The 8,037-nt window shown below is 65.2% G+C and carries 6 protein-coding genes; 1 reads left to right on the forward strand and 5 read right to left on the reverse strand.

What is annotated here, in order from left to right:
* Positions 1-374: 374 nt before the first annotated feature.
* From tal to ACTJKQ_RS24380, 4 genes are all read right to left on the reverse strand, one after another.
* Positions 375-1,325 carry a transaldolase gene (tal, locus tag ACTJKQ_RS24365; protein WP_116748975.1) on the reverse strand — a complete coding sequence of 317 codons (951 nt, stop codon included), beginning with the start codon at positions 1,323-1,325 and terminating at the stop codon, positions 375-377.
* A 7-nt stretch (positions 1,326-1,332) separates the two neighbouring features.
* On the reverse strand, positions 1,333-2,415 hold the full coding sequence (locus tag ACTJKQ_RS24370; RefSeq protein WP_440598347.1) for an ABC transporter ATP-binding protein: 1,083 nt from the start codon (positions 2,413-2,415) through the stop codon (positions 1,333-1,335).
* A gap of 27 nt (positions 2,416-2,442) precedes the next feature.
* A complete protein-coding gene (locus ACTJKQ_RS24375; RefSeq protein ID WP_235511552.1) occupies positions 2,443-4,593 on the reverse strand; it encodes an ABC transporter permease in 2,151 nt (716 codons plus the stop codon).
* Between the two features lie 96 nt (positions 4,594-4,689).
* Positions 4,690-5,718 (reverse strand): ABC transporter substrate-binding protein, encoded by a 1,029-nt coding sequence (locus tag ACTJKQ_RS24380; RefSeq protein WP_121943770.1) that lies wholly within the window; start codon positions 5,716-5,718, stop codon positions 4,690-4,692.
* A gap of 255 nt (positions 5,719-5,973) precedes the next feature.
* Between ACTJKQ_RS24380 and ACTJKQ_RS24385 the strand changes: the two genes are divergently transcribed.
* A complete protein-coding gene (locus ACTJKQ_RS24385; protein ID WP_056058413.1) occupies positions 5,974-6,819 on the forward strand; it encodes a MurR/RpiR family transcriptional regulator in 846 nt (281 codons plus the stop codon).
* Between the two features lie 35 nt (positions 6,820-6,854).
* Here the strand turns inward: ACTJKQ_RS24385 and ACTJKQ_RS24390 are convergent, their stop codons facing one another.
* Positions 6,855-7,838, reverse strand: coding sequence for a tripartite tricarboxylate transporter substrate binding protein (locus ACTJKQ_RS24390; RefSeq protein WP_440598348.1), 984 nt, complete (start codon positions 7,836-7,838; stop codon positions 6,855-6,857).
* Between the last annotated feature and the right edge of the window lie 199 nt (positions 7,839-8,037).

Below are 8,037 nucleotides of genomic sequence, written 5' to 3' on the forward strand. Positions count from 1 at the left end.
TGCTGGCTGCGCCTGCGGCGGGGCGGTTGCGGGGTGAGCATGGGCGTCGGAGCGCCCATGCCTCGTCAACTGACTCGCCGTGGATGTCTGAGCGGCGCGCGCAGCGCAAAGCGAGTTCCACGGCGCACCCCGCAGCCGCACCGCTGCAGGTTTGCCCCCACGCACCGCGTGGGGGTCGCAGACTGGGGGTCGCCTTTTCTTTGGTGACTTTCTTTTGGCGAAGCAAAAGAAAGTTACTCGCACGCCGGGCGACTCCCGGCCTCCACCCTCAACACAAGCATGCTGCGCGATGTGCTCCCCAGAGCCCCCCTAAAACAAAAACGGCCAGCGCCCACAACCCAGGCACCAGCCGCTCAAAAAAATGAAGCCCGAGTTCAAGCCGCGAGGATCAGCTTCTCCAGCTTCACCGCATCCACCGCAAACGCCCGAATCCCCTCAGCCAGCTTCTCGGTCGCCATCGCATCCTCATTCAGCGCAAACCGGAACCCCGCCTCGTCATAGTTCACCGCAGGCAAGTCCATGCCCTTGGCAGCCTCCGCATCCAACGCCCGCTGCAACGGTGCATCACTCGCAGCCAGCTGCGCCAACAGCTCGGGCGCAATGGTCAGCAGGTCGCACCCGGCCAGCGCCGTGATCTGCCCCACATTGCGGAAACTCGCGCCCATCACCTCGGTGGCGATGCCGAAACGCTTGTAGTGGTTGTAGATCTGCGTGACAGACTGCACGCCCGGGTCGTTGGCGCCCGCGCGCGCGGCCTCGTCCCAGCTCGCGCCTGCCTGCTTCTTGTACCAGTCGTAAATACGGCCCACAAACGGCGAGATCAGCTGCACCTTGGCCTGGCCGCAGGCCACAGCCTGGGCGAACGAGAACAGCAGCGTGAGGTTGGTGTGGATGCCCTTGCGCTCCAGCTGGGCGGCGGCCTGGATGCCTTCCCACGTGGCCGCGATCTTGATGAGCACGCGGTCGATGTGGATGCCTTCGGCCTGGTACAGCTCGATGATGCGCTCGGCGCGCGTGACGGTGGCGCTGGTGTCAAAGCTCAGGCGGGCATCCACTTCGGTGGAAACACGGCCGGGCACGTGGGTCAGGATCTCGCAACCAAAACGCACCAGCAGGCGGTCGATCACCTCGTCCATCGCACGCCCTTGCCACTTGGCGACGGTGTCCTTGAGCAGCGGTGCGTATTCGGGCTTTTGCACCGCCTTGAGAATCAGCGAGGGATTGGTCGTGGCGTCCTGCGGACGGAACTGGGCCAGTTGCAGAAAGTCGCCGGTGTCGGCAACCACGGTGGTGAACTGTTTGAGGGCGTCGAGTTGGTTCGTCATGGCGCCATTATTCCGCATTGGTCCGGGCGCCTTCGGTACTACCAACCACTGATACGCCGTGGGCACCCAGGCTCAGCTGCACCGCGTCGCCCACAGCCAGCACATCGTCCAGGTCGGACGACACCACAAAAATATGGCCCAGCGCGGTCTCGAAGGTGTATTCGTACACGGCGCCCAGGTAGGCCCGCTTGTCCAGCCGCGCGGGCAGCAGGCCCTCGCCCTGGCGGTGAATGCGCCAGGCCTCAGGGCGCACCGCCACCTTCACCGGGCCGCTCTTCACCGCCATGCGGGGGCGCAACACCAGTGGGCCGAGCGCCACCGTGCCGTCAGCGTCGGCCACGGCCGGGAACAGCATGGCCTCGCCCATGAAGCCCGCGACGAATTCGCTGTGCGGGGTTTCATACAGCGCGCGGGGCGAGCCCTTTTGTGCAATCAGGCCCTGGTTCATCACGATGATCTGGTCGCTCACCGCCATGGCCTCAGCCTGGTCGTGCGTGACGTAAGCCACCGTGAGCGACAGGCGCTGCTGCAGCGCACGGATCTCTTCGCGCATCTCGCGGCGCAGGCGCGCGTCGAGGTTGGACAAGGGCTCGTCAAACAGCAGCACCTCGGGCTCCAGCACCAGCGCGCGGGCCAGGGCCACGCGCTGCTGCTGGCCACCAGACAGCTCGCTGGGCAGGCGGTCGTCATAGCCCACCAGGCCCACGCCGCGCAGCGCCTCCACCGCCTTGGTGCGTGCCTGCTCCTTGGGCTGGCCCGACATGCGCAGGCCGTACATCACGTTTTCCACCACGTTCATGTGTGGGAACAGCGCGTAGCTCTGGAACATCATGCTCACGTTGCGCTGCGCGGGGCCGAGTGTGGTCACGTCCTTGCCGGCAATGAAGATCTCGCCCGAGGTGGGCGACTCCAGCCCCGCGATCATGCGCAAGGTGGTGGTCTTGCCGCAGCCCGAGGGGCCGAGGATGGTGGTGAGCGTGCCGCGCGGCACCTCAAAGCTGATGCCTTTGACGGCCAGGGCCGCGCTGCTGTCGCTGCCGTAGCGCTTGGTGATGTTGCGGAACACGATGCCCGCGTCATTGTTGTTCATGGCGTGTTTTCTTTTTTGTCAGAGGGGTCAGTGCGCAGCGGGAGCGGCTCCACGGCGGCCCAGTTTGCGGTCACCCACCAGCAGCTGAATGAGTCCGATGGAGGCCGACATAAGGACGATGAGCACCGTGCAGTACGCCAGCGCCACGCCATAGTCGCCATTGCCCACGCGGCCGATGATGTAGGTGGTGGCCAGCTCGTTCTCGGCCGTGACCAGGAAGATCACCGCGCTCACGGTAGTGATGGCACGCACAAAGCTGTAGACCAGTGCCGCCACCAGCGCGGGCTTGAGCAGCGGCAGCACCACGTGGCGCAACGTCTGCACGCTACCTGCGCGCAGCATGACGGACGCTTCATCCAGCGACCGGTCCAGCTGCTTGAACGCCGCCGTGCCCGCACGCACGCCCACCGGCAGGTTACGGAACATGAAGCACAGCACGATGATGAGGGCCGTGCCCGTCAGCTCGAACGGCGGCACGTTGAACGCCAGGATGTAGCTCACGCCCAGCACCGTGCCGGGAATGGCAAAAGCCAGCAGCGCTGCAAACTCGAACGCGCCCTGCCCCCGGAACTCGGTGCGCGCCAGCAGCCACGCAATGCCGATGCCCAGCGTGGCCGTGAGCGGCGCCGAGATGGCCGCGAGCTTGAGCGTGGTGAAGAACGAGTTCCACGCTGTGCCCGCCCACACCACACCAAACTCGCCCCATTCCACGCTGAACGCGGTACGGAAATGCGCCAGCGTGATGGTGTAGTCGCGCCCCCAGGTCTGCACAAAGCCACCGGCCAGTGCAAACAGGTACACGATGAGGGTGAACGCCATCCAGGGCAGTGCAATCGAGTGCACCACGCGGCGCACACCGGTGGGCAGCGGCATGGCAATGCCTGCATCACCCTTGCCCGATACGGTGGTGAAGTTCTGTTTGCCCAGCAAGCCGCGCTGGATGGCGAACACGGTGAGCGCAAAGAATGTGAGGATCCAGGCCAGCGACGCGGCACGGCCCTGGTCATACTGCGCACCCACGATGGCAAAGAAGATTTCGGTGGACAGCACCGAGAACTGCCCGCCCACCACGATGGGGTTGCCGAAGTCGGCCATGCTTTCGATGAAGCCCACCAGGAACGCATTGGCCAGGCCCGGCTTGAGCAGCGGCAGGGTCACGGTCATGAAGGTGCGGTGCGGGCTGGCACGCAGCGTTTGCGCGGCCTCTTCCAGACTGGGCGCCACGCCCTGCACCACGCCGCGCATGATCATGAAAGCAATGGGTGTGAAGGCAAAGGTCTGCGCCACCCACACGCCCAGCCAGCCGTAGAACCAGCGCGACGGCGTAATGCCAAACGCGTATTCCAGAAACTGGTTGAACACCCCCGCACGGCCGAACAGCAGGATGAGCCCCAGGCCCACCACAAACGGCGGCGTGATGATGGGCAGCAGCGCCACGATGTTCAGCGGCCGCGCATAGCGGCGCGAGGCGCGCTCGGCCATCAGCGCCATGAAGGTGCCCAGCAGCGTGGTGCTGGTGGCGGTCATTAGCCCCAGGAACAGCGTGTTCCAGGCCACACCGCAGCGCTGGCCGCCCGCCAGGCACGACAGGCTGAAGTTGCGCTCGTGCGCAATGCGCTCCCACACCACGGCCAGCGAGAACGGGCCGTCCTCCAGAAAAAACGCAGCCGACAGCGCCTTGAGCACCGGGAACACGATGAACAGCGCGAGCAGGCTGCCACAGCCCACCACTGCCGCAGCCACGAACAGGTCGCCCTTGAAGAAGCCCCGCCGCGCCACCCCGAAAGACAGCAGCACCAGCAGCGCCGACAGCACCACAAACCCGCCCCAGCCCATGCCGGGCTGGCGCGCGCCCAGTTCGCCCAGGCTGTTGTTCATCCATTCAAACGCCCAGCCGCGCGCGCCAATCGCAAAGCCGCTGAGAAGCAGGGCCGCCAGCCCCAGCGCACCCCCCGCCACCAGCAGGGCACCCTGCTTGCGCCCGGCGGGCAGGCAGGCCCCCAGGCCCGCCACCACCAGCCCGGCGAGGCCCAGCCACAGCCAGGGGCGCCCGAACAAGGCCGCCTGCATCAGCCCGTTGGCCGCCTGCTCGCTGCTGAAGACCTGGCCCACCGCCAGCAGGCCATTGGCGTCCTGCTGTGCATACCAGGGGAACACCAGGTACCCCAGTACGCCCATGGCCAGCCAGACCCACAGGGGCCGGTTGACCGAGGCACCGGGAGTCCTGGTCCGAAGGGTTGCGTGCGCCGCCGCTGCTGCCGACACCACCACCCCTTAGCGCGTTGCGTTTTGTACGTCTTTTTCCCAGCGCGCAATCAGGCGGCGACGCTCGGCGCTGGCGCCGTATTTGGCGTAGTCGTAGTTGATGAGCTTCATCTTGGCCGGATCGGTCATGCGCGGGTCTTTGGGCACCTGCGTGTTGCTGGGCAGCTGGAACTGCTTGGCCGCCAGGCCAAACTGCTGACCACCCGGCGTGAGCGCCCATTCATAGAACTTCTTGGCGGCCTCGGTGTTGGGGCCGTTCTTGACGATGCTCATGGAGCCCACCTCGGCGCCGGTACCTTCAGAAGGTGTGACCGAGCCCACGGGGAAGCCGTTGACCGCCTCGGTGGTCACGTCGTGCACGAAGCTCACGGACACCGTGGTCTCGCCGCGTGCAACCGCCTTGACAGGCGCCGTGCCTGAACGGGTGTACGCGCTGATGTTGGGGTGCAGGGCCTTGAGGTATTCAAACGCCTTTTCCTCGCCCATGATCTGCACCAGCGTGGCGATCATGGTGTAGGCGGTGCCGCTAGAGGCCGGGTTGGCCATCTGGACCTCGCCCTTGAATTCAGGCTTGAGCAGGTCGGCCCATGACTGGGGGGGGTTGAGCTTGCGCTTGGCCAGCAGCTCCTTGTTGTAGCCAAAACCCAGCGGGCCCAGGTACACGCCCACGGTGCGATACTTGGAATCGGCCGCCTGCTTTTGTGCCCAAGGGTACAGCTGCGCCAGCTGGGGCGACTTGTATTCGAGCGTCAGGCCCTGCTCGGCCGCCTGCAGATGCGGGTCGCCTGTGCCGCCAAACCAGATGTCGGTCTTGGGGTTGGCGCGCTCGGCGTTGAGCTGCGCCAGCGCCTCGCCCGATCCCTTGGCCGTCATGTTGACCTTGGTGCCAGTGGTCTTGGCGTACACCGTGGACATCAGGTTGCACCACTCGGCCTGCACCGAGCAGATGATGTTGACCTGGCCCTGGGCCCAGCTGCCCGACGCAGCAGCCACCAGGGCCGCACCGGCCAGAAGTTTTGTCAGCAAGGGTTTGCGCATGGAAGGCTCCTCAGTATCTGGATAACGTGATGGAGGATGCTATGCGTGCAGGGCCTACCCGGGCCAGGGGGGAAACGCCCAGGCCCCGTGCAAGCAGGTTGAAAGGCAGGGATTGCGCGGGCCCCATACCTTTGGGAACCGAGTTACATTAAACGCAGATGGCCCCACCACCGCGCGCACAGCCGGTGGATGAAGCGTCCACCCAAGCCCCTTCCAAGGCCCCCTGCGCAGCCTGCCCTGCCTTCACAGACTGACATGCTCGACCGCATCACCGCCTCCCTGCCCTCGCTGGCCCCCGCCGAACAGCGCGTGGCCAAGCTGGTGCTGACCGACCCCCGCACCTTCGCCCGCCTGCCCGTGCGCGAGCTGGCCGAGCGCGCGCATGTGAGCAAGCCCACCGTGGTGCGCTTTTGCCGCAGCATGGGTTACGACGGGCTGGCGGACTTCAAGCTCAAGCTGGCAGGCAGTGTGAGCGAAGGCGTGCCCTTCATCCACCGCAGCGTGGATGCCGACGACAAGACCGGTGACGTGCTGGTGAAGGTGGTGGACAACGCCGTGGCAGCGTTCCTGCAATACCGGAACGCGGCCAGCACCGTGGCCATCGAACGTGCGGCCGAGGCCATTGCCGACACGTGGAAGAAAGGCAAACGCATCGAGTTCTACGGCGTGGGCAACTCGGGCATCGTGGCGCAGGACGCGCAGCACAAGTTTTTCCGCCTGGGCGTGACCTCGATTGCCAGCAGCGACGGCCACATGCAGGTGATGAGCGCCACCCTGCTGGGGCCAGGCGACTGCGCCGTGATCATCTCCAACTCGGGCCGCACCCGCGACCTGATGGACGCGGCAGACATCGCCCGCCGCAACGGTGCCACCACCATCGTCATCACCGCCAGCGGCTCGCCCCTGGCCAGCACCTGCCAGATCCATCTGGCGGCCGACCACCCCGAGGGCTACGACCGCTACAGCCCCATGGTGTCGCGCCTCATGCACTTGCTCATCATCGACGTGCTGGCCACCTGCGTGGCGCTGCGCATCGGCAGCTCGCTGCAGCCCATCCTGCAGCAGATGAAGGAAAACCTGCGGGCCAAGCGGTACGCGTAAATCCTGGCCATCAGGCCAGGCCGGCGCACGCCTTCTCAGTCCAGCGTGACACCCGCGTCGCGGATCACCTTGCCCCACTTGGTCGTTTCAGCCGCCAAAAAGGCGTCGCAAGCCTCGGGCGTGGTGCCTTCACCAAAGGTGCCCATGGTGTCGAGTTTGGCCTTGGTTTCATCACTCTGGATGATGGCGTTCACGGCGTCCGACATGCGCTTGACGATGTCGCGCGGCGTCCCTGCGGGTGCAATCATGCTGGCCCAGGTACTGCCCAACATGCCGGGCACGCCTTGCTCGATGAAGGTCGGCACGTCAGGCAACATGGGCAAGCGCTTTTCGCTGGCCACGCCGATGAGGGTGATGCGGCCTGCCTTGGCGGGCTGGATCAGGTTGGGCGGAGGGTCGAGGAACAGGGGCACCTGGCCGCCGAGCAAGTCCGTCAACGCCGGGGCTGCGCCGCGGTAGGGAATGTGGACCATGAAGGTCTTGGTCAGTGACTTGAGCAGCTCGCTGGTGAGGTGCGCGGCAGAGCCTGTGCCTGATGAGGCAAAACTCACCTTGCCAGGGTTGGCCTTGGCATAGGCCACGAGTTCCTTCACCGTCTTGAACGGTGCATTGGGCGCCACCGCCGCCACCAACGGAGAAACACCCAGCAGCGACACGCCCATCAGGTCCTTGCGCGGGTTGTAGGGCAGCTTGGGGTATAGCGTGGTGTTGGCGGTAAAGGCCGGAATGACCACACCAAAGGTTTGACCGTCCGGGGCGGACTTGGCGACGGCATCCACGCCGATGATGCTGTTCGCGCCGGGTTTGTTGTCGATGACAACCGACTGACCGAATTGCTTTTGCAGGCCTACCGTCAGCAGACGCGCCATCTGGTCGGTAAACCCGCCCGCCGTGTACGGCACGATGATGCGAATCGGGCGGCTGGGCCAACTGGTTTGGGCCAGTGCTGGCAATGCCGCACTGGCGAGCGCTGCGCCAGTGGCCTGGACAAGCCTGCGACGGGAAAGGAATGTGGTCATGGTTTTGTCTCCTGCTGATTTATAGGTATAAAAAGCAGCCTCAGCGCTCGTCGAACAAGCGCTAAAAGCTATATTTTTTATAGCATTCAGATCCCATCGAATGGTCTGTGCCTGTGATCTGCGGGGCTCAGACGGCCTTGACCAGTTCAGGCACAGCCGTGAACAGATCCGCTTCCAGCCCATAGTCGGCCACGCTGAA

Source organism: Acidovorax sp. 22279 (assembly GCF_052045435.1).
GTDB classification, from domain to species: Bacteria; Pseudomonadota; Gammaproteobacteria; order Burkholderiales; family Burkholderiaceae_C; genus Acidovorax; species Acidovorax delafieldii.

What these genes read in the sequence shown, in the direction of transcription:
- tal (WP_116748975.1), bottom strand. Translation starts at nt 1,325, where the DNA reads ATGACGAACCAACTCGACGCCCTCAAACAGTTCACCACCGTGGTTGCC.
- ACTJKQ_RS24370 (WP_440598347.1), bottom strand. Translation starts at nt 2,415, where the DNA reads ATGAACAACAATGACGCGGGCATCGTGTTCCGCAACATCACCAAGCGC.
- ACTJKQ_RS24375 (WP_235511552.1), bottom strand. Translation starts at nt 4,593, where the DNA reads ATGGGCGTACTGGGGTACCTGGTGTTCCCCTGGTATGCACAGCAGGAC.
- ACTJKQ_RS24380 (WP_121943770.1), bottom strand. Translation starts at nt 5,718, where the DNA reads ATGCGCAAACCCTTGCTGACAAAACTTCTGGCCGGTGCGGCCCTGGTG.
- ACTJKQ_RS24385 (WP_056058413.1), top strand. Translation starts at nt 5,974, where the DNA reads ATGCTCGACCGCATCACCGCCTCCCTGCCCTCGCTGGCCCCCGCCGAA.
- ACTJKQ_RS24390 (WP_440598348.1), bottom strand. Translation starts at nt 7,838, where the DNA reads ATGACCACATTCCTTTCCCGTCGCAGGCTTGTCCAGGCCACTGGCGCA.